Below are 21,611 nucleotides of genomic sequence, written 5' to 3'. Positions count from 1 at the left end.
TTCTGGTTCCGTCGGGCTGTTGTTTTGGCAAGTACTGTTTTTCGTTCGTGTTATAGGCGAATCCGTTTCGGCGGTCGCCGCTTTTTTGCCGCTTAAAAGAGCGACGTGGAGTGCGCCGGCTGCATCCGCGCCGTCGGGTCGATGTACGTTTTCGCGCTGCTGATGGCGATCGGCGCTTCACCGAAGCCGCAGGCGATCAGCTTGATTTTGCCGTCGTATGTGCAAATGTCGCCGGCCGCATACACGCCGGGGATGTTCGTTTCCATGCGCGAGTTGACTTTGATCGCATTTTTTTCGATGTCAAGCCCCCAGTTTTTGATCGGGCCGAGCGACGAAATAAAGCCGTAGTTGACCACGACGGCGTCGACATCGATCGTTTCTTTCGCGCCTTCTTTCACATGCTCGAGGACGACCTGGCGGATGCCTTGGTCATCGCCGATGAGCTCGACCGGCACAAACGGCGTTTTCACGTGCACGCTTGACTTCATCAACTGTTCGACGCTATGTTCATGGGCGCGGAATTTGTCACGGCGATGCACAATCATGACGCTTTCGGCGATCGGTTCGAGCATGAGCGACCAGTCGACGGCCGAATCGCCGCCGCCGCAGACGAGCACGCGCTTTCCGGAAAACTGCCCCAAGTCGTTGATGAAGTAATGTAAGTTTTTTCCTTCATAGCGGGGAGCGCTTTCGATTTCGAGCCGACGCGGCTGAAAGGCGCCGTTTCCGGCGGTGATGATGATCGTTTTCGAATAATGGATTTGTTGATTGGTGACGAGTTTAAACGTTCCGTCCCCCTGCTTTTCGAGCGTGTCGACCGACTCGTTCAGGCAGACGGTCGGCGAAAATAGGTCCATCTGCTCTTTCAGCTGGTTGACAAGCTCTTGGGCGCGCACTTTCGGAAACCCGGCGACATCGTATATGTATTTTTCCGGATACAACGCAGCCAGCTGCCCTCCAAGCTGCGGAAGGCTTTCGATAATTTTCACTTTCATTTGCCGCAAGCCGCCGTAAAACGCGGCAAACATCCCGGTCGGCCCGCCGCCGATGATCGTGACGTCATAAAGATTCCGATCCTCTTTCACCGACATTCCTCCCCGCATATAAATAATGGCCTTACAAGTTTATCTTACCATAAATGCGCGCCGTTATAACGGAGAATTTTTGCCGGGCCGGCGGAAAAAAAGGGCTTGAAAAGAGGCAAAAAAAGAACTAATATGGTTGTGGATAGATTGTTAATTTTTTGTGACAATCTGTCGACATTTTTTTGAAGGTTAACGTGAATACTTTCACAAACTTCGCTCAATAAAAATGGGGGCCGAAGCAAAAGCTATCAGAAACGTGTGGAAAAAAATTAAAAAGGGTGGAAGTGATTCAAGTGAGAAAACCAAACGTTGTCATTTTAGGGGCTGGCTATGGCGGGCTCATGACGACCGTCCGCCTGCAAAAACTTGTCGGGGTGAACGAGGCGAACATTACGCTTGTCAACAAACATGACTACCATTATGAAACGACATGGCTCCATGAAGCGTCGGCCGGCACGTTGCACCATGACCGCGTCCGCTATCCGATCCGCGACGTCATTGATCGCAGCAAGGTGAAATTCGTCCAAGATACGGTGACGAAAATCGTGCCGGGCGAAAAGAAAGTGCTGCTTGAAAATGGAGAGCTGACGTACGATTATCTCGTCATCGCCCTCGGATTCGAATCGGAGACGTTCGGCATCAAAGGGCTGAAAGAGTACGCGTTCTCGATCGCCAACATCAACGCGGCGCGGCAAATCCGCGAGCATATCGAGTACCAGTTTGCGACGTACAACACGGAAGAGGAAAAGAAAGACGAGCGGCTGACGATCGTGGTCGGCGGGGCCGGGTTCACCGGCATCGAGTTTTTGGGCGAGCTCGTCAACCGCATTCCGGAGCTGTGCCGCGAATATGACGTCGATCCGCACAAAGTGCGCATCATTTGCGTCGAAGCGGCGCCGACCGCGCTGCCGGGCTTCGATCCGGAGCTTGTCGAATACGCGGTGAGCCAGCTCGAGCGCAAAGGAGTGGAGTTTAAAATCGGCACCGCCATTAAAGAGTGCACGCCGGATGGCATCATTGTCGCGAAAGGTGATGATGTCGAGGAAATTAAAGCCGGCACGGTCATTTGGGCGGCCGGCGTGCGCGGCAGCCGCGTCATCGAGGAATCTGGGTTTGAAGCGGCGCGGGCGCGCATTAAAGTGGACCCGTACTTGCGTGTCCCGGGGCATGAAGACATTTTCGTCGTCGGCGACTGTTCGCTCGTCATTGATGAAGAAACGAACCGCCCGTATCCGCCGACGGCACAAATCGCCATGCAAGAAGGCCAGCTGTGCGCGAAAAACTTGGCGGTGCTCATCCGTGGACAAGGGGAGCTGGAGCCGTTTAAGCCGGATATTAAAGGGACGGTTTGCTCGCTCGGCCATGACGATGCGATCGGCGTTGTGTTCGGCAAAAAGTTGTGGGGAACGAAAGCGAGCTTCATGAAAAAAGTCGTCGACAACCGCGCTTTGTATTTGATCGGCGGTGCATCGCTCGTCATGAAAAAAGGGAAATTCAAGTTTTTCTGATGAAGGCCAAAAGAGGGCGCTCCCATCGCCAGGGGCGCCTTTTCTCATGGATGTTTCCGTTCGGGCCGGCTCTTTTTTATATGGCGGCTGACAGGGAACGGCTGCTTTCTTGTCGAAATACAAACAGGAACAACGATGGGAAAAGGATGAGGATGATGGACCACAAACGCGGAAACGTATGGATTGCCTCGGCCGGGCTTGTGATCAACGAAGCGGGCGAATGGCTTGTCGTCAAGAAAGCCTACAGCGGGCTGAAAGGCAAATGGTCGTTGCCGGCTGGATTCGTCAAGCCGGGGGAGATGCTTGACGAGGCGGCCGTCCGCGAAGTGAAAGAGGAGACGGGAATCGACGCCGAGCCGGTCGTGTTTCTCGGTTTGCGCACCGGGGTCATCGACGGAGAGATCAGCGACAATTTGGCGATGTTTCTTCTCCGCCCATTGTCGGCCGCCATTACCGTGCAGGCGGGCGAATTGTCGGCCGCTGCTTTTTTAAGCAAGGCGGCGTTCCGCGACGGCCCGAACACGTCCGGGCTGCTTCGCTATTTATTGGCGCTTGAGCCGCTCGTCTCCCTTCCCCCGCATAACGGGCTGAACCCGGGTGATCCGGTTTGGGTACACGAAGTACCGCCTTTACTTAAAATCGTCAAAATCATAAGAATAATGGAGAAAATGAAAGCGAGGCGCCGATGTATTCGATTACATGAACGAAAACAGAGAAGAATCGCTATTTTTTACAGAAAATTTTGATATATTAACAAAAAAGAAGTGGAGGGGAAGAAGAATGGCACAAACGGCGACGACGACCGATTGCGTGTACTGCGGTGGCCACGGATACGTCCAGCTTTTGCTCGGCGGATCGGAAACGTGCTGCGGCTGCCAAGGGACGGGAAGCGAGACGGAAGACGACGATGAGCATTGACTTGTCATCCGCCCATCCAGTACACTGAAAAAGGGTGTAAGGTAGGGAAGGGCGGATGCAAATGAGTTTGCCGGTTGTACTCATTTCGATGCTTTTATTTTTCGTCTTATTTTTCGGCATCGGATTTTTGTTAAATATGTTGTTGCGCATGACATGGATCATGGCTGTTTGCTTTCCGGTCATTGCGGTGTTCATTATTGACGATGTGCCATGGAAGCAGTATTGGACCGATCCGGCCGCCTCGTTTTCGGCGCTCGGCCGGAAAATCGCCTCGCTGGAAACGGCTGATTTGTTGATTTTGGCGAGCGGCTTTGCCGGCGCCCTTTGCGCCGGATGGGCGATCCGCACGCTGCGGGCGAAAGGCTATCAAATGTTCTAAGACATTTCGGATCGATCATGCTGCCCGATCGGTTGTATTTTTCGCAAAAGGGTATCAAAGGTGTTCAGGCGTCTCCGCGCAAGCGGGGGCGTTTTTTATTTTTGCGCGCCACCGTGTCTGCGGCGGCGTTTTTTCATGTTGCGGCGATGCCGGAGGGCGCCGCGGAACAGGCGCTTGGAGTCCGGTGTCATGCGTTTTTTCGATTGGCCCGCCGTTGCAATGAATATTTCGATTTTGGTTGGAGATAAATAGAGGTGTGAGAGGAGTTGAGATCATTGGATAGGTTCAGGCAGTTTGCACGCCGGACCGCGATGACGGTGTTGTTTTTCCTAGCGCTCACCGCGACGTTCCAGTCTGTTTCCGGAGTCGAGGCGGAAACGGTTCTCCGCTCCTTGTCGAGCGCATTATTGGTCGAGCATGAGCCGAGTGGCGGGACAAACGGCCGCCCGAAAAGCGGCAGTCGCTCCGCCCCGCGGCTTGAGGATCATTTTGACTGGTCAAAATATCCTTCCGTTGAAGTGGTCGCCACCGGCTATACAGCCGGCATTGAATCGACCGGGAAAACGCCTGATCACCCTGAGTATGGCATCACGTACTCCGGCGTCCGCGTGAAGCGCGACCTTTATTCGACGATTGCTGCCGATTTATCGATCTTTCCGATCGGCACGATTTTGTTCATCCCCGGATACGGGTTCGGCGTCGTCGCCGACAAAGGCGGGGCGATCAAAGGCCATCATCTTGATTTATATTATGAAACGGTCGAAGATGTCTATAAATATTGGGGAAAAAGGAAAGTGCAAGTTTACATTATCCAAAAAGGGGACGGCAAGCTGTCGGAGGAAGAATTGACGCGGTTGAACGAGGATGAAACGATGCAAGTGTTCCGGCAGCAATATTTGGAATCGAAAAGTTAAAGGAGGGCTCCCGCCCGTCAGCCGCCAAGGAGCGGATCGCTGTCGTCAGCGGGAGGAAACAGCGCCGGATGCAAAAGCGGCGACAATTTTTTAATCCGACCAAGAGGCGCGGAGACGGACGGCAATAGAGCGCTTCTTCCAACACGTGGATGCGCCCGGCACGGACCGCCTCAGTCTTGTCGGCGTGCGGGCGCGCGATAACGGCGTTGGCGTTCATGTTTTTCGTCTGCACGCCGACCCAAACGAGCAGGACGTGCGACGGGTTGCGGGCGACGACGTCTTCCCATTCCGTCTGGACGCTCGCTTCTGGAAGGTCGGCGAACACGTTGTGCCCGCCGGCGAGTTCGCTTAGTTCGCTCAGCCAGTTTGCCCCGCCCGGCGTGAAAATCGGCCGCGGCCACCATTCCCAATAGAGGCGAGCCGGCTCCGCCACCGTTGCGGCCCGCTCGCGGTATTCGCTGAGAAATGCGCGGTAGCGGCGGACGAGGTCGGCCGCTTTTTTCGTTTCGCCAAGCGCCTCGCCGAGCTGAAGGAGATCGTTGGCGATGTCCTCAAGCGAATTCGACGCCAGCACGAGATGCGGGAGCCCGCGCCGTTTGAGTTCCTCGACGTTGCGCTCCATGCCGGGCACGCTTAAAGAGGCGACGACCAGGTCAGGCTTGAGCGCCTCGACGCGGTCCATATCAATGTGCAAATCCGGCCCGACGTTTGGCAGCTGCTTCACCTCGGGCGGCCAGTCGGACGAATCGTCGACGGCGGCGACATCGTCAAGGCGGCCGAGATAGGCGAGCAGTTCGGTGTTGCTTGGACATAAGGAAACGATTTTCAACGGCATCGGTCCTTTCTGCATCGGAGTATGGTTATCCATTCGCCCCATCCCGCCTTTTTCCCTCTTTCGCCCCCCTTGTTTTTAAATATGGGGAATTCATCCATTAGATGATCGAAATAATTGGCTTGTTTCGCTATAATGAAGACGGGAAGGCATAATCATAGAAAGGATGAGACGATGTTTACGGTAAAGCCATTGCCGTCTGTCGAAACGAACGAGGAAGCGTTGGTCATCGGCTTGTTTGAAGGGGGGCAGCCGTTTGCCGGCCTTGCCGACGAGTATGACGCCCGCCTTGGCGGACAGCTGTCCGGACTGTGGAAGGAAGGCGACATTTCCGCGAAACGGGGGAGCATCGCCGTGATTCACCCGCTTTTGCCGGCCGGGGCGAAACGACTCTATTTTGTCGGGCTCGGCAAAAAAGAGGAGCTGACGTTTGCGCGGCTGCGCGAGGTGTTCGGCAAGCTGTTTCGCGCGTTGAAGCAGGCGAAGCGGACGAAAGCGGCGGTCGCGCTTGACACGTTTACGGCCGGGGACGTCGACGAAAACGAAGCCGCGCATGCGCTTGCTGAAGCGTATTATTTGGCGACGTATGAGTTCCCGGGATACAAGCAAAACAGGCGAGAGCGGGACTATGAGATGAAATCGCTCACCGTTTATACGGGGGCGGACGCAGCGGACATCGAGGCGAGCTTGTTCGTCGGTTCGGTATACGGGAAGGCGACGAACTCGGCGCGCACGCTCGTCAACACGCCGGGGAATTTGCTGACGGCGTCCGATTTGGCGGATTATGCCGTAAAGCTCGCTGACCGATACGATTTTGACTATGAAATTTTGGAGAAAGAAGACATGGAGCGGCTCGGCATGGGAGCGCTGCTCGCGGTCAACCAAGGGTCGAAGCAGCCGCCGAAATTGATCATGTTGAAATATCAAGGGAAAGAAAAATGGGAAGACGTGATCGCCCTCGTCGGCAAAGGGGTGACGTTCGACACAGGCGGCTACTGCCTGAAGCCGCGCGACAGCATGGTTGATATGAAAACGGATATGGCCGGCGCGGCGGCGGTGCTCGGGGCGATGGAAGCGATCGGCGAACTGCGGCCGGAACAAAACGTGCTCGCCGTCATCCCGGCGACTGACAATATGATCAGCGGCGAGGCGTTCAAACCGGATGATGTCATCACATCGCTGTCCGGAAAAACGATCGAAGTCCGCAACACGGACGCTGAAGGACGGCTCATTTTGGCCGATGCGGTGACTTATGCGAAACAGCACGGCGCCAGCTATATCATCGATGTCGCCACGCTGACAGGCGGAGTGATCGTCGCCCTTGGCACGGACAAAACAGGAGCGATGACGAACAACGAGGCGCTGTTTGAGCAGCTGCTGGAAGCATCGATGGAAACCGGGGAGTTCATTTGGCGGCTGCCGATCACCGAACACGACCGCGAGCGGGTGCGAAGCAGCAAAATCGCCGATTTGAACAACTCTCCGGGGCGCGAAGGGCACGCCATTATGGGCGGGGCGTTTATTGGCGAGTTTGCCGAAGACACCCCGTGGGTGCATTTGGACATTGCCGGCACGGCGACTGCAAAGAAAGATGGCGACCTCGGCCCGGCTGGGGCGACGGGTGTCATGGTGCGGACGCTCACCGCGTTTGTTGAACGGTTTGAATAAGCAAGACGCAAGCGGCGCTGCGATCGCCTAATTCAAGCAGGACGGGCTGAGCCGGCGGCCGCGCGATGTCGAATGGGAAAGCCGAAGCAAATGTGCATAGCTTCGGCTTTTGTTTGGCACGCTACATAATATATGGGCAGGAAAAGCGAACAAAATGTAAAGGTAATGTAAATTTTGTGTAAAATTTTTGATTGTCTTATTGTAAATGCTGTGTAAATTACTACAATAAGTAGCGGTGATTTTCGAATTCTGAGATGGAGGGTGGTCTCAATGATCTTTTCCCCAAAAAAGGACGTTTTCTTCGACATGTTGTTTAAGATTTCGGAAAATGTCAAGGAAGCAGCCCAATACTTTGTTGAGTATAAAATCCGAGGCGTGAGCGACTTGAAAGAATTCGCCCGCGTCATGAAAGAGTATGAACGGAAAGGCGATTCGTTCATCCATGAGCTTGTCGTCCAATTGAACAAAACGTTCATTACGCCGATTGAACGGGAGGACATCCATCAGCTGGCGATGAAAATGGATGATGTGCTTGACGGGCTTGAACAATGCTCCGCCCGGTTTGAAATGTTCTCATTCACGGACATTGACGAACATATGGTGAAGTTCTTCGACTATATTTACCAAAGCACGATCGAAATCGTTCATGCGCTCGAACTGCTGTCGCACAAAAAGTTGCTTGACATGCGCCAGCACGCCATTAAAATCAAGGATTACGAAACGAAATGCGACGAAATTTTGCGCGCTTCGATCAAAAACTTGTTTGTGACGCAAAAAGACCCGATTAAGCTCATCCAATACAAAGAGCTTTACGAAATGTTGGAAGAGATTGCTGACAGCTGTGAAGATGTCGCGAATACGCTCGAGACGATCATTATGCGCAACGCGTAAAAGGGGACGTTGTTTTTATGGATATGATTTTAGTCTTGACGATATTCATTGTGGTTTTCGCGTTGGCGTTTGACTTTATTAACGGGTTCCACGATACCGCGAACGCCATTGCGACGTCGGTGTCGACGAGAGCGCTCACGCCGCGCCAAGCCATTATTTTGGCTGCAACGATGAACTTTATCGGCGCGCTCACCTTCACCGGTGTCGCGAAAACGATTACGAAAGACATTGTCGATCCATTCACCCTTGAGAACGGTTCTCTCGTCATTTTGGCAGCGCTGGTTGCTGCCATTGCCTGGAACTTAATTACGTGGTATTATGGCATTCCGAGCAGCTCGTCGCATGCACTCATCGGTTCGGTCGCTGGGGCAGCCATTTCCGCCGCTGGCTGGGATGTAATCCATTACCAAGGTTTTCTTAAAATTTTGGAATCATTGATTATTTCTCCATTTTTGGCGATGGGTGTTGGGTTTGTCATTATGAGTTTGTTTCGTTTCTTATTTAAAGACGCCAATTTAACAAGAACAACCAAAGGGTTTCGTCTATTTCAAGTTGTAACGGCTGCATTGCAGGCGTATACGCATGGAACGAATGACGCCCAAAAAACGATGGGCATCATTACGATGGCGCTGATCGCTGCCGAAATGCACCACTCAGATGTCGTGCCGGAATGGGTGCGCATTTCTGCCGCCTTAGCCATGGGATTGGGGACGGCTGTCGGCGGATGGAAGATCATCAAAACGGTCGGTGGAAAAATTATGAAAATCCGCCCTGTCAATGGGGCGGCAGCGGACTTATCCTCGGCGCTCGTCATTTTTTCCGCCACGTTGTTGCATTTGCCAGTCAGTACGACGCACGTCATTTCCTCGGCCATCATGGGGGTCGGCGCCGCCCAACGGGTGAAAGGCGTCAAATGGGGCGTCGCCCGCCGCATTGTGCTGACATGGATCATCACCTTGCCAGTGTCAGCGTTGATTGCTGGGTTTGTGTACCAGGTTCTCCGTTTATTTTTCTAACGAATGAAAGAGGGTGTCCCAACAGATCGGGACACCCTTTCTTATTGTTTTTCCTATGTTGTGTTTTGTTTAAGGAAAATTTCCCTTTTGGGTCAGACTCTTTTCGTGTTTAGGCCGCCGAACGGTCCGCGGCGGAGGAGCGTCCGATCGCCCGGCAAATCCTTGGGGCGATCAAGCCGGCGACGATCGACAACAAAATGTCTTTCGGCAGCGGGGCAAGCATCCAGCCCCACACCATGCCGTACGAAAGCCCTTCCGGCGCTTCCGCCCATAGTTTGTACGCCATGTACATCCAGTTCGTGCCGATGACATAGTTGATGACCATGCCAACGAGTGCGGCGGTGACGAAACGAGCTTTTGACGCCGGCTGCGGGCCGCGGTTGATGACCCATCCGGTCGCATAAGCGGCAACGATAAACGAAAGAATGAAGCCAAATGTCGGTTGGAAAATCATCGACAGTCCGCCGTTGAATTTAGCAAACACCGGCACACCGGCGAGGCCGACGAGCATGTACACAATCATCGCCACCGCACCGAGCCGCCGCCCGAGCACCGCTCCGGCCAAGACGCAGAAAAACGTCTGCAGCGTAATGGGAACACCGCCGACGACAAGAAACGGCGCCCACGACGTAATGTTCGCCCCGATCGCCATCAAGGCGACGAACATGGCGGCGAGCGTCATGTCAATCGGTCGAAGCGAAGTCCGTCGCTCCATATGTAAACCTCCTTTTTTTGTTCGTTAACAAAATCGTACCGAACAATCGCTAGGCTGTCAATTCTCTTTTTTCGGCGGATGATAAAGCGGCTTGGGGGGATGATAAAGAAAAAACGACTCCTCGAGCGCTTCATGTGGACAACGCGGCGAGGAGCGTGAAAGGAGGTCTTGTCAATGGATCGGTTCGTGCCGGATGAGGAGCTGAAACGGGCGAGCAAAATCGGAGCGAACGAAGACATCATTCATACGAGCAAAAATGACGAGGGCTACGATTTGCGCACCCGGCGGAAATCGGGGCTCGGCAGCCGACGGATGAAAACGGCAATGCGTGAAAGAAGGGGCGCGGATGGACGGATAAGAAAATCGTCTTGGTCCGGAAAGATCGAGCGAAAAAAGAGGAAGATGGCCGTCTCCCCATCGTGTTCCCTTAGAGTGGTTTCGTCGTTCTGATAAAATGCTGCGGGCTCGAATGCTGTACTCACATTTCGCACCCTCCCAACGAAAATCGGGAGGATTTTTTGTGTCCATCGTCGAATGAATCCTTGACATACAAGGAAAGTGAAGGAGTTTTTCTCTCATGAACGTTCAAGTCAAAAAGGTCTATCGCAATTATTATTTGAATATAATAAGTGCCCTATTCAAGAAACTGGGCCTGCCCCAATTGATTGACCATCTCGTTCCCGTTGATCCACAGTGCCAGACTCGAGTCAGCGATGCCGTTCAGGCCATCCTCTACAATGTGTTTGACGGCCGGCAAGCCCTCGTTCACGTGGAACGATGGGCTCAGGAGATCGATCTAGAGAAACTCATCCGTCCCGGTCTCCATCCTTCCTGGTTGAACGACGATGCCTTGGCTCGTCATCTCGACCGCTTGTATGAGGCCGATATTCACAAGGTGATCAGCACTTGCTTGATTCACATTTATCGCAAAGAAGGCCTTTCCCTCCGAGCCTTTCACGCCGATACGACGGACAAGACGGTTTACGGCGCGTATGAATCGGCCTCATTAGAGGCTTTGCAGATCACACATGGCTATAACCGCCATCATCGTTGGCAAAAACAGATCGGCTTCGGACTGGTCGGCAACGAGGACGGCATCCCGTTTTACGGCGATGTGCACGACGGCAACCTGCCTGACAAAACGTGGAATCCGGAGGTGCTGTCCCGTGTCCACGAACAGCTCAAACAAGCCAAGATGGAAGACGAATGGATTTACGTGGCCGATTCCGCCGCGATGACAAAAGACACTCTGGCGCAAACCAAAGCGGCCAACGCCTTTTTGATCACCCGAGGCCCTTCGTCGCTTCGGATCGTGAAACGGGCATTAGCGGAGGCCGATTCGCCTCACATCCCGTGGAGCGAACCCTTTACCCTGGCGGAGAGAAACGGCGCCACGTACCGGGTATGGGAAACATCCTCCACCTATGAAGGCCACCCCGTTCGGCTGATCGTCGTCGAATCGAGTGCGCTCGACCAGCGAAAAGGAAAGACGCTCGAAAAAGAACGAACCAAAGAAGCGGAGCTTCTTCGCGAGGAACAAGCCCATTGGGAGCGCCACCCTTTCTCGTGCCGGGAAGACGCCGAACAAGCCTTGGCGTCCCTCAAGACGTCCCTTCGCCCACGGTTTCATCAGGTCAAGGCCGCGGTCGAAGAGATCGTACGCCCGAAAAAACGGCGCGGACGGCCGAAAAAAGGGGCGGAACCCGAGATGGAGACGCGGTATCTCTTGCGCCTTGACGTCGAATTCGACCAAAACGCGTGGGAACAGGCAAGACGGAAAGCGTCCCGGTTTGTCCTCGTCACGACCGTTCCGAAGGAATGGAAGGGCCAACCCATGGATGCCCAAGAGATCTTGAAGCTGTATAAAGGGCAGATCTCGGTGGAAATGAACTTCGCTTTTTTGAAAGATCCGTTTTTCACGGATGAGATTTACGTCAAAAAACCAGAACGGGTCGCGGTATTGGGCTATTTGTTTCTGTTGGCCTTGGCGATTTACCGCGTTTTTCAGCGCCGAGTGCGTCAGTTTATTACTCCAGAACACCCGTTGAAGGGTCCTGGAGGCCGCAAGCTGACCCGACCGACGGGGCAGGCGATTTTCCAGCTGTTTCAATATGTGAACGTCGTCCTCCTGGAGCTGCCGGATGGACGCATCCAACGCTCACTGGATCGCTCCCTCACCCCTGAACAACGAAGGATTCTGCAGGGGTTGGGGCTGGATGAGAGCATTTACGTGTAACGTCATACGGAACGACCAGCGATGGTAAAAAAAGGATAGCCATCGCTCGTCGTGTTGGTCAAAAAGTTATTCTGAAAAACTAAATAAAAAATCCTTTGTTTTGACCTTGTTAGGGTGCGAAATGTGAGTTATTCATATTTTATATTATAAGTAAGGAGGTGAAAGGATGTATCGAACGGTCAAAATACCTTTTCAAACATCAAAAAAAGATATCGATCGATTATTCGAATGCAACCGAATATCGGCTCAAATTTGGAATGACTGTTTAGTCATTGCCAAAAACTATGCATTAAAGAATAATGGAAAATGGATCAACCAAACCGAACTTCAAAAACAAACGAAGGGCAAATACCCGATCCATAGCCAAAGCATTCAAGCCGTATGCCATAAATATTTGAACGCCAGAGACAGCGCCAAAAAAGCCAAACAAAAAGGGCTAGATAACAAATATCCGTACAAACAGAAAAAATATTTCAACACGAAATGGGCAAATAACGGATTTATCATTCACCCAAATGGGACCATTGAACTGAAAATGGGTCGCTGGGAAAGAAAAAACCAACCTCCTATTGTAGTGAAAATCGATAAAGAACAAATTCCAAACGGCACTGTCAAAGAAATCGAACTCATTTTTGATGCGAAACATTGGAAACTCATGCTTTGCCTCAGTTATGAAAACGGTGAACAACCAACTACTAAAAAAGAAGGAACTATCGCTGCCGGTGATCCTGGCGAAATTCACGCCATTAGTGCCGTCAGCGAAAACGGAAGCAGCATCATCATCACCGGTAGGAAAATAAGAAGCATTCATCGCCTTCGAAATAAAAAAATAGCAGAACTGCAAAAAAAGATGTCCAAATGTAAAAAAGGTTCGCGTAAATGGAAAAAATATAACCGCGCGAAGCAATATATTTTATCGAAAAGCGAAGCGCAATTAAAAGACTGCTTGCATAAAACGACCAAACAATTGGTCGATTGGTGTTTGGAACAAAACGTCAAACATTTCATGATAGGCGATGTCGAAGGCGTCCAGCGCAACAAAAAGAAAAAGCGATCCAAATTGGTGAACCAAAAATTATCGAACTGGTGTTTTGGCAAACTCTACGACTATTTGAAATACAAACTAGAAGCTAAAGGCATCACTTTTGAAAAAGTGGATGAATCGTATACCACGCAAACATGTCCTGTTTGCGGGAAGAAGAAAAAACCTTCTTCTAGAAATTTTATTTGTGCTTGTGGTTATTCTCAGCATCGGGATGTCCATTCGGCATGCAATATTCTTACAAAACACTTATATGGAGAATTCCGACCGATGAAAATAACGAACCACAAGTATCTACGGATCGCGTAAGCGAGAAGTAGTAGATGGTGAGTTCCCACCCTTCATGCTTTGGCATGATGTTGCTTGCTATTTCTTTCTGTTGTGTTTCCGTGCTTGGTCACGAGATACACGGGAAACCCGGTGTATCGTGAAACACCCGGAAAGAAAAAGGCAAGAAACCCCCACTTCAACGCCTACAGGCGTAAGTGGGGGAGGTTCATACAGCAACCAAGTGAAGCCTCAAGTGATCCCTAACCCAGGAGATGGAACGGTTATCGGAACTAGATATTATTCTTTTGATAACGATACCGCTAAATTTGTAAGCAGTGTATTAAAAACAGGATTAACTGCTATCGCTACATTAGCTGGATATACGTTTGGCCCTGGAGCGGCAACAACCATTGCTTCGATTTGTACATTGGCAGGGGAATATATTAATCTAAAACCATACTGGACAACAGTGAAAATCATACGATATTACAGTGATTATTATGATCAGTATATATATGACGCGTATCACTTTGTCTATAGCGACAGCAAGCGCACCAATCTGAAAAAAGTATTTATTTCCGACGATATGATCAAAACGACGGGCAATGTATTGGATACATTCTGATAGAAGGAGAATCTATTGTCCATGAATCGAAAAAAAGATTTGTCTTAGCTCTCGCCGTGCTGATGGTCATATTCTTTTTCGTCTACATGTTTGAAGAACAAGTGCTGCGCTTTTTAGACTATAAGGTGGTCAAGATGACGATGTTGATTTCGTTGATCACGATCATTGTCGGGGATCTCATTTATCGACCTAGGTGAGCCCGAGTTCGACAGCTTTGAGGTCATTTTAGGCAAATGGAAATGACCAAAATGCTGTTATATCAAGGGTTTCGTAATGCGGATCCTAGAAAAAAACGCTGAATTTCATAGGCACACGATTTATTATTTTTTTCTTTTAAAAATAAAGTTTATAAGTTGTAATATAGGCATGTATATACGACGAGTCACACGCAAAAACAAGGATGGAACAACCGTTGCTTATCTCCAGCTTGCTCACAATGAATGGGATCCAAAGGCCAAATAGGCGAAAGCGAAGGTGATGGATTCGTTCGGGCGCGAAGATGAAGTGGATCGCGCCGTCTTGGAACGTCTGGCCAAAAGCATTTCGCGATTCCTTCTCCGAACTCATGAATCGTGGCCGAACGTAAGAGACGAATGTGAGCGTCTTATGCTTGGACATTTTTCTTCCAAAAACGGCGGCCTTTCTCAGCGAGCCGAACTGACGGCCAAACAAGCGCAACTCTTTGCGGCTCTAGGGTTGGAACCTCCTCCGAAGATCCTAGGCATCCATCCTCGCGCCTAGATACACGCCCAAAGTGTGCTCAAATGCCTCCCGTCCCTTTTGTATCAAGGGTTGAGAGGCATTTTGTTTGCCTAGTCACTGTCGAACTCGGGGTGAGCGGATGCGCAAAGTGAATGGAAGGGGACGCCGGGCGTTGGGTGCCCGGCAAGTTTGTTTAGGCGCCAGACGGCGATGAGACGATCGTTGTCTTTTTTTTGGTTCACGAAGGTCGGCGGCGAGAACCGTTTTGGTGTGAAAGGAGCTTCTGGCCCAGCAAGGCTCAAACGACAACACCGCTTCCAGCGCCGTGCATCGTCTGGAAACGGCGCTATCGCATCAGGTGCGGCCGACGTGAACGGATGTTGGCAGCCGCCAAAGCAGGGAATGTGAAGAGCGAACGCCGCTTGCTGATTGCGCGTTGCGATGGCGAAGGCTATACGTGAAATGGAGGAAACACGTTCCAACGCAAGCCGATGGCAAGCTGGCAGCACGGAAATGCGCCAGGCGGCGGCGACAGCGTCAGGCGGATGCCGTTGGGATTAAAATACACTTCAGTTTGCGAGCGGATGCCGAGCGAGCGGATGAGGCGCTTTACTTCCTCCGTTTTTCCTTCTTGGGCGGCGGACATGATCGTGGCGGAAAACGAGCGCGATTCGGCCAGCCTTTTTAAAATGACTCCAGCATCGTTCATGAGCGTCTGGGCGGTGGCAGCCGATTGGGAGAAGATGGCGGGGTCGACCGACGGGTACGGCCTTGCCCATGCCGCAGGGGGCAGGAAATAAACCATGGGCTTGCTCCTCCTTTTCTGCGTGATTACTACTTATTTATACTCGTTGCGCTGTAAGCCGGTGCCATGGAAGACCGGTGAAAAAGGCTGTCGCGCCCCAATCAGCGGCATTTCACCGAAAAAGAAAACGGGATTCACCATGCTTTTTAATGCAAAAAGCGGCTGGGACCAGCAGCATGTTTCACTATATAGATGCAACGAAGAAGTTTAACATATCCTTGACGGAAAAGCGGTTTGTCCATTTTCGACTGTCGAAGGCAAGCCATAGGCTTGCCCCGTCACGCCAAGGCGTGACGGAAGACCGAACAACCACCTGCTTCACAGACCCATATATGGGTCTGTGAAGCGGCGTTGTTCGGTCGCCTGACAGTCGATAAAAGCTGCAAATGGTAAATCTTTAAATTGCATCTATATAAATCACCTGCTCGATCGAAACGATGCGATTGGCGATTGGCAGCGTAAGGGGAAACTTTTTTAGGAATTTTTCGTATACAGATAGGCGGCGAAAGTCTGGCTTGATTTTCAGCAGACCGTTGTGCCGACAGAGGCGGGAGTTTATGATACAATACGAAGTAGGATAAGCGGGGCGATGTGAGGGGAAACAATAGGGAAGGAGGATGGTTCATGTTAAACTTGGCAATTGTCTCACCACTGATTTATGCTTTATTCGTTCCGTTTTTGTATAAATATGTGCGTTCGATTCATACCGGATGGTTTGTGCTCCCACTACCGGTCTTATTGTTTTTATATTTTATTCAACATCTCCCTCTTACCCCCTACGGACAAACGATCCCTTGGATTCCGTCTCTAGGAATGGATTTTCAAGTCTATATGGATGGGTTAGGGCTACTCTTTTCGTTGCTAATCACAGGGATCGGTTCTCTTGTCGTGCTGTATTCGACTTACTATTTGCCAAAGGAAAAGGAAAAACTCGGCCACTTTTACGTGTATTTGCTTTTGTTTATGGGAGCGATGCTTGGCGTCGTTCTTTCGGACAACGCAATGGCGCTCTATCTATTTTGGGAATTGACATCGTTTTCATCCTTTTTATTGATTGGCTACTGGAATGAGCGTGAACGCTCGCGGTATGGGGCGCAAAAATCGATGCTCATCACCGTGCTTGGCGGGTTGTCTTTGCTTGGAGGATTTTTATTGCTTTCGGTCATGAGTGGAGGGTCGTACAGTATTCGCGATTGGATGGCTATGGCGGATGCGTGGCCGCAACATCCGTTATTTTTTCCGGCGATGCTCTTGATTTTGCTTGGCGCGTTTACCAAATCCGCGCAGTTTCCGTTTTACATTTGGCTTCCGGACGCGATGGAAGCGCCGACGCCGGTCAGCGCGTATTTGCATTCGGCCACCATGGTGAAAGCCGGCATTTATTTAGTGGCTCGCTTCACTCCGATTTTTGCTGTTTCTTCGCTATGGGTTTGGTTGGTGATGGGCATTGGAATGGCGACGCTTTGTTGGGCATCGTTTCATGCCGCTCGCCAAACAGATTTGAAAGGATTGCTCGCCTATTCGACGGTGAGCCAGCTCGGGTTGATTATGTCGCTGCTTGGCGCTGGAGCGCTGGCTTTTCATGGCGATCCGGGCGATCGTCGTTTATATATGGCGGCCGTGGTGGCAGCAGTGTTTCACTTAATCAACCATGCGACGTTTAAAGGAAGCTTGTTTATGGTTGCCGGCATTGTCGATCATGAGACCGGGACGCGGGATATCCGGCGTCTTGGCGGGCTGCTCAGCGTTATGCCCGTCACGTTTACCGTTGCGGTCATCGGTTCATTGTCGATGGCAGGTGTGCCTCCGTTTAACGGATTTTTAAGCAAAGAAATGTTTTTTGCGGCCATGGTGCAGGTGGCGAACGCCCATTTGTTTTCGCTTGATGTCTGGGGGATCTTGTTTCCGGTGCTCGCTTGGGTGGGGAGCGTGTTCACCTTTTTGTACAGCCTTCTTTTTGTTGGGAAAACGTTTCTTGGCGCTCCGAGGCCTTCGGAATGGCCGAAACGGCCGCATGAAGCCCCGGTGGGGATGCTTGTGGCGCCGGTGGTGCTGGCCGTCCTTGTCATCGGTTTTGGACTGTTTCCGAATGTGTTGTCCAACACGGTGATTGCTCCGGCGGTGGATGCTGTTGTTAACGGCTTGTTCCGTCGGGAAGGGCTTTCCGTGCACATTAGTCATTGGCACGGATGGACGATTGAAGTGTGGATGACGATCGGAGTGATTGTCCTTGGCGTGTTGCTATATCGGAAGTTTGATTCATGGAGGCGCGTGTACGGCGCGTTTTCGCAGCGGCTTTCACTGAATCACTTATATGACACGGTCGTGCGGCAGATGGAAGAGCAGTCGTATTCGCTGACAAGCCGTTACATGACCGGGTATGTTCGGACGTATTTCTTGTATATTTTGTCCGTAATGATCGTGCTGCTTGTCGCAACGATTGTTTTGAAAGTAGATGGAAGGCTCTCGCTAAGCCATTTAGCGGAAGTGGGCATCCATGAACTGATATTGGCGTTGGTCGCCTTGATCGGAACAGCGACGACTGTGGCGGCCAAATCACGTCTTGTTGCGATTATCGCGTTAGGTTCGGTCGGCTATACGGTTTCCCTTTTCTTTGTGTTGTTCCGGGCGCCTGACTTGGCATTGACCCAGCTTGTCATTGAAACGATTTCTGTTTCGCTGTTTTTGCTTTGCTTTTATCATTTGCCGAAGCTCAGCCGCCATGAGAAAGGCGTTCGATTCCGGCTTGGGAACGCTCTTATTTCGCTTGGCGTCGGCGCGTTGGTCAGCGTGATCGCCTTGTTGGCGTACAGTGAGAAAAACTTTGCATCGATCGCTCAATACCATATTGAAAACGCGTATGAAAAAGCGGCTGGAAAAAATATTGTCAACGTCATCTTAGTTGACTTCCGCGGATTTGATACACTTTTTGAAATTTGTGTGCTGGCGATCGCGGCACTCGGCATTTACGCTTTAGTGAAGCTGAAAGCTCCGAAAGGGGAGAGCGGCAAATATGAATGAGCTCATTTTGCGGACGGTAACGGCCGTTGTCACGTTTATGATCATTTTATTTGGGATTCAGCTTTTTTTCGCCGGCCACTATTACCCGGGCGGCGGATTCATTGCCGGTCTCGTTACCGCCGGCGCCATCATTTTGCTGCTGCTGGCGTTTGACATCAAAACCGTCCGGTCGATGATCTCGGTTTCGTATCGCACGCTCATTGGTGTCGGGCTGCTGTTTGCCTTAGGAACAGGTCTTGGCGGCTTAGTCTTCGATGTCCCGTTTTTAACGCACGCCCATGGCCATGTCATGCTGCCGCTGCTTGGGGATGTTTCGCTCCATACGGCCGTCTTGTTTGACTTAGGAGTCTATTTGGTCGTTGTCGGGGTGACCATGACGATTATCGAAACGATAGGAGAGGATGAATAAATGGAAGTCGTCATGATTATTGTCATCGGCTGTTTGTTTGCCGGCGCTACGTACTTAATGTTAAGCAAAAGTTTGCTTCGGATCATTATCGGCACGGGATTGTTAAGCCATGGAGCGCACTTGCTGTTATTGACGATGGGAGGATTGAAAAAAGGAGCGCCGCCGCTGCTTGACGTGCAGGCGGAACACTATGTCGATCCTGTTCCGCAGGCGCTGATTTTGACGGCGATTGTCATTAGCTTTGGTGTCACGGCGTTTTTGCTCGTTTTGGCGTATCGTTCTTATCAGGAGATCGGGACGGACAATATTGAACAGATGAGGGGAAAGGAAGACCATGACTAATGCAGTAATTTTTCCGATTGCGATTCCATTGACGACAGCGGTCATCTTGATGTTTTGTGTGAAATCATTGAAAGCGCAAAAAATGATTTCCCTCGTGTCAGCAGGGGTGCTCATCGCTGCGGGCGCTTGGCTTGTGCGCCTTGTCGACCATGAAGGGATGCAGAAGCTGGACGTTGGAAACTGGCCGGCACCGTTTGGGATTACGCTCGTCTCTGACATGCTTACAGCGCTCCTGGTGTTGACAACGAGCATGATCGCGTTCGCTTGCCTCCTGTATTCATTTTTCACGATTGATTCGAAACAGGCGTCTATGTACTACTATGTTTTTTTTCAGTTTCTCATTGTCGGAGTGAACGGGGCGTTTACCACAGGGGATATTTTTAATTTATTCGTGTTTTATGAAGTGATGCTTATGTCATCGTATGCGCTTCTCGTTCATGGCGGCACGAAAATCCAGCTTCAGGAAACGATGAAATATATGGTGATCAATGTGTTTTCATCAGCGTTGTTTGTCATCGCCGTCGGCTATTTGTACGCCGTGACCGGCACATTGAATATGGCGCACTTAGCTGTACGGATTTCTCAAGCAGACAACACTGCTGTATTGACGGTCATTTGCTTGCTTTTTCTCATTGTCTTTGGGTTAAAGGGGGCGTTGTTTCCGTTTTATGTTTGGATGCCGGGGGCTTATTCCGCTCCGCCGTCAGCTGTGCTTGCGTTGTTTGGCGGCTTGTTGACAAAAGTCGGTGTGTATTCGATCTTGCGCACTTTCACGCTCATTTTCCGTCAAGATGTCGGCTATACGCATACGATTTTAGCGTGGTTGGCGATCGCGACCGTTGTATTTGGCGTCATTGGCGCCGTGGCTTACCGCGATATGCGGCAAATCGCCATTTATAACATTGTGGCGGCCATCGGTGTGATGGCGTTTGGCATTTCTTTAATGACAGAAGAAAGTATGGAAGGCACGATCTTTTACTTGCTGCAAGACATGGTCATGAAAACGGCGCTCTTTTTCATTATCGGGGCGATTGCGTATGTCGCGGGAACGAATCAACTCGGGCGGTTCAGCGGACTGCTCGGTTCGTATCCACTGCTTAGCTGGACCGTATTCCTTTCCGCTCTTGCGCTAAGCGGCATTCCTCCGTTCAGCGGGTTTATCGGAAAAGCGCTCATTATTCGGGCGGCGTTTGAAAAAGGACAGCTTCTGTTTGCGCTGGTTGTGTTATTATCCAGCTTGCTTGTGCTTTATTCGGTGATGAAAATTTTTATTCAATCTTGTTGGGGAGAAGCGCGCGGGTATGAGCAAAAACGAGTCGCCCCGCTGTATGTGCCGATTGTCGCGCTTCTTTCCTTGGCCGTTTTATACGGCGTCGGGGCCGAATTTGTTCGTCCATATATCGCTCAGGCGGCGGCGACGTTGGCGGATCCGTCAATATATATTGAGTCCGTGCTGAAGGAGTAGAGGCAAATGGCGCAACAATTGCTGATCAATGTGATATTGGCATTCGTTTGGATGTTTCTTGCTGATTCGTTTAGCGGATCATCGTTTGTCATTGGATATCTTCTTGGTTTCGGCATCATTTTTGTGCTGCGAAGATATTTCTCGACGACGTTTTATGCCGTACCGTTGTTTGTGATTGGAAAGCTGGCGCTCATTTTCATCAAAGAGTTGTTGTTGGCCAACTGGGCTGTTTTGAAGATTGTTCTTTCCCCGTCGCTGGACATGAAACCTTGCATTTTCGCTCTTCCTCTTGAGGTGAGAAGGAACTGGGAAATTACGCTGTTGTCGAGCTTGATTACATTGACGCCCGGAACGTTTGTGATCGACGTCTCTGATGATAAGAAAGAGATTTATATTCATACGATGGATGCTCCGGATGTGGATGAAGTCATCCGACAAATCAAGACATCATTTGAAAAAACGATTTTGGAGGTGAGCCGGTGATGGTGGTGTTCAATGTCGCGCTGACGTTGTTGTCGCTTGCTGTCATCTGCTTTCTGTATCGGGTTGTCAAGGGCCCGACTGTGGCGGACCGGGTCATTGCGCTTGATGCGATTGGGATTTGTCTGGCAGGCATTGTGGCGGTGCTGTCCATCATATTGGAGACGAGCGTGTTTTTAGAAATTATTTTGCTGATTGGAATTTTGGCATTTCTTGGCACGGTGGCGTTTGCTAAGTTTTTGCAAAAGGGGGTTGTGATTGAACGTGACGGAAATCATTGATGGGGTG

Annotated in this window: 20 protein-coding genes and 3 pseudogenes; 19 read left to right on the top strand and 4 right to left on the bottom strand. The window is 51.1% G+C overall.

The window, feature by feature from the left end; genetic code table 11:
- Positions 1–92: 92 nt before the first annotated feature.
- On the bottom strand, positions 93–1,085 hold the full coding sequence (locus tag NSQ51_RS14025) for an NAD(P)/FAD-dependent oxidoreductase (protein WP_033016356.1): 993 nt from the start codon (positions 1,083–1,085) through the stop codon (positions 93–95).
- Positions 1,086–1,369: 284 nt separating this feature from the next.
- Here NSQ51_RS14025 and NSQ51_RS14020 point away from each other — a divergent pair, with 284 nt between their 5' ends.
- The 5 genes and pseudogenes from NSQ51_RS14020 (at position 1,370) to NSQ51_RS14000 (ending at position 4,804) form a co-directional block, all read left to right on the top strand.
- Positions 1,370–2,593: an NAD(P)/FAD-dependent oxidoreductase gene (locus NSQ51_RS14020; protein WP_049626249.1), complete on the top strand. Its 1,224-nt coding sequence runs from the start codon at positions 1,370–1,372 to the stop codon at positions 2,591–2,593.
- A 155-nt stretch (positions 2,594–2,748) separates the two neighbouring features.
- Positions 2,749–3,247, top strand: a pseudogene (locus NSQ51_RS14015) (NUDIX domain-containing protein).
- Between the two features lie 126 nt (positions 3,248–3,373).
- Positions 3,374–3,511: a YuiA family protein gene (locus NSQ51_RS14010; RefSeq protein ID WP_160315650.1), complete on the top strand. Its 138-nt coding sequence runs from the start codon at positions 3,374–3,376 to the stop codon at positions 3,509–3,511.
- Between the two features lie 55 nt (positions 3,512–3,566).
- Positions 3,567–3,890 carry a YuiB family protein gene (locus tag NSQ51_RS14005; RefSeq protein ID WP_033016313.1) on the top strand — a complete coding sequence of 108 codons (324 nt, stop codon included), beginning with the start codon at positions 3,567–3,569 and terminating at the stop codon, positions 3,888–3,890.
- A 275-nt stretch (positions 3,891–4,165) separates the two neighbouring features.
- Positions 4,166–4,804: a 3D domain-containing protein gene (locus tag NSQ51_RS14000; protein ID WP_033016309.1), complete on the top strand. Its 639-nt coding sequence runs from the start codon at positions 4,166–4,168 to the stop codon at positions 4,802–4,804.
- A gap of 17 nt (positions 4,805–4,821) precedes the next feature.
- On the opposite strand, the pseudogene NSQ51_RS13995 reads toward NSQ51_RS14000, so the two are convergent.
- Positions 4,822–5,633, bottom strand: a pseudogene (locus NSQ51_RS13995) (cobalamin-binding protein).
- Positions 5,634–5,810: 177 nt separating this feature from the next.
- On the opposite strand from NSQ51_RS13995, the gene NSQ51_RS13990 reads away from it, so the two are divergent.
- From NSQ51_RS13990 to NSQ51_RS13980, 3 genes are all read left to right on the top strand, one after another.
- The gene (locus NSQ51_RS13990; protein WP_049624327.1) at positions 5,811–7,304 is read left to right on the top strand and encodes a leucyl aminopeptidase; all 1,494 of its coding nucleotides are present in this window, start codon (positions 5,811–5,813) and stop codon (positions 7,302–7,304) included.
- Positions 7,305–7,574: 270 nt separating this feature from the next.
- A complete protein-coding gene (locus tag NSQ51_RS13985) occupies positions 7,575–8,195 on the top strand; it encodes a DUF47 domain-containing protein (RefSeq protein WP_033016305.1) in 621 nt (206 codons plus the stop codon).
- 17 nt (positions 8,196–8,212) lie between these two features.
- On the top strand, positions 8,213–9,211 hold the full coding sequence (locus NSQ51_RS13980; protein ID WP_015375716.1) for an inorganic phosphate transporter: 999 nt from the start codon (positions 8,213–8,215) through the stop codon (positions 9,209–9,211).
- A gap of 109 nt (positions 9,212–9,320) precedes the next feature.
- On the opposite strand, the gene NSQ51_RS13975 is transcribed toward NSQ51_RS13980, so the two are convergent.
- Positions 9,321–9,926: a biotin transporter BioY gene (locus NSQ51_RS13975; protein WP_049624328.1), complete on the bottom strand. Its 606-nt coding sequence runs from the start codon at positions 9,924–9,926 to the stop codon at positions 9,321–9,323.
- A gap of 174 nt (positions 9,927–10,100) precedes the next feature.
- Here NSQ51_RS13975 and NSQ51_RS13970 point away from each other — a divergent pair, with 174 nt between their 5' ends.
- The 5 genes and pseudogenes from NSQ51_RS13970 (at position 10,101) to NSQ51_RS13950 (ending at position 14,840) form a co-directional block, all read left to right on the top strand.
- Positions 10,101–10,376 carry a hypothetical protein gene (locus tag NSQ51_RS13970; protein ID WP_230847101.1) on the top strand — a complete coding sequence of 92 codons (276 nt, stop codon included), beginning with the start codon at positions 10,101–10,103 and terminating at the stop codon, positions 10,374–10,376.
- Positions 10,377–10,503: 127 nt separating this feature from the next.
- Positions 10,504–12,162: an IS1634 family transposase gene (locus tag NSQ51_RS13965; protein ID WP_121678308.1), complete on the top strand. Its 1,659-nt coding sequence runs from the start codon at positions 10,504–10,506 to the stop codon at positions 12,160–12,162.
- A gap of 166 nt (positions 12,163–12,328) precedes the next feature.
- Entirely contained in the window at positions 12,329–13,513 is a 1,185-nt protein-coding gene (locus NSQ51_RS13960; protein WP_033017188.1) for an RNA-guided endonuclease TnpB family protein, read from the top strand.
- A gap of 118 nt (positions 13,514–13,631) precedes the next feature.
- Entirely contained in the window at positions 13,632–14,099 is a 468-nt protein-coding gene (locus NSQ51_RS13955; protein WP_233434085.1) for a hypothetical protein, read from the top strand.
- 366 nt (positions 14,100–14,465) lie between these two features.
- Positions 14,466–14,840 (top strand): annotated as a pseudogene (locus tag NSQ51_RS13950) (hypothetical protein).
- Positions 14,841–15,252: 412 nt separating this feature from the next.
- On the opposite strand, the gene NSQ51_RS13945 reads toward NSQ51_RS13950, so the two are convergent.
- Positions 15,253–15,606 (bottom strand): hypothetical protein, encoded by a 354-nt coding sequence (locus tag NSQ51_RS13945; protein ID WP_049624267.1) that lies wholly within the window; start codon positions 15,604–15,606, stop codon positions 15,253–15,255.
- A gap of 624 nt (positions 15,607–16,230) precedes the next feature.
- Here NSQ51_RS13945 and NSQ51_RS13940 point away from each other — a divergent pair.
- Genes NSQ51_RS13940 through NSQ51_RS13915 form a run of 6 tightly spaced genes read left to right on the top strand, consistent with a single transcriptional unit; the run spans position 16,231 to position 21,604 of the window.
- On the top strand, positions 16,231–18,627 hold the full coding sequence (locus tag NSQ51_RS13940; RefSeq protein ID WP_049624266.1) for a Na+/H+ antiporter subunit A: 2,397 nt from the start codon (positions 16,231–16,233) through the stop codon (positions 18,625–18,627).
- Positions 18,620–19,036 (top strand): Na(+)/H(+) antiporter subunit B, encoded by a 417-nt coding sequence (locus NSQ51_RS13935; protein WP_049624265.1) that lies wholly within the window; start codon positions 18,620–18,622, stop codon positions 19,034–19,036. The genes NSQ51_RS13940 and NSQ51_RS13935 overlap by 8 nt, the downstream gene beginning before the upstream one ends.
- Positions 19,037–19,378 (top strand): Na(+)/H(+) antiporter subunit C, encoded by a 342-nt coding sequence (locus NSQ51_RS13930; RefSeq protein ID WP_033016299.1) that lies wholly within the window; start codon positions 19,037–19,039, stop codon positions 19,376–19,378.
- A complete protein-coding gene (locus NSQ51_RS13925; protein WP_049624264.1) occupies positions 19,371–20,843 on the top strand; it encodes a Na+/H+ antiporter subunit D in 1,473 nt (490 codons plus the stop codon). The genes NSQ51_RS13930 and NSQ51_RS13925 overlap by 8 nt, the downstream gene beginning before the upstream one ends.
- A gap of 6 nt (positions 20,844–20,849) precedes the next feature.
- Positions 20,850–21,326, top strand: coding sequence for a Na+/H+ antiporter subunit E (locus tag NSQ51_RS13920; RefSeq protein WP_049624263.1), 477 nt, complete (start codon positions 20,850–20,852; stop codon positions 21,324–21,326).
- Between the two features lie 2 nt (positions 21,327–21,328).
- Positions 21,329–21,604, top strand: a complete 276-nt coding sequence (locus NSQ51_RS13915; RefSeq protein ID WP_183084380.1) for a Na(+)/H(+) antiporter subunit F1 — start codon at positions 21,329–21,331, stop codon at positions 21,602–21,604.
- Positions 21,605–21,611: the final 7 nt, after the last annotated feature.

Source organism: Geobacillus sp. FSL K6-0789 (assembly GCF_038593135.1).
Classification (GTDB): Bacteria; Bacillota; Bacilli; order Bacillales; family Anoxybacillaceae; genus Geobacillus; species Geobacillus stearothermophilus.
The sequence above is the reverse complement of the archived record's forward strand: the minus strand, read 5'-3'. Positions and strand labels throughout refer to the sequence as shown.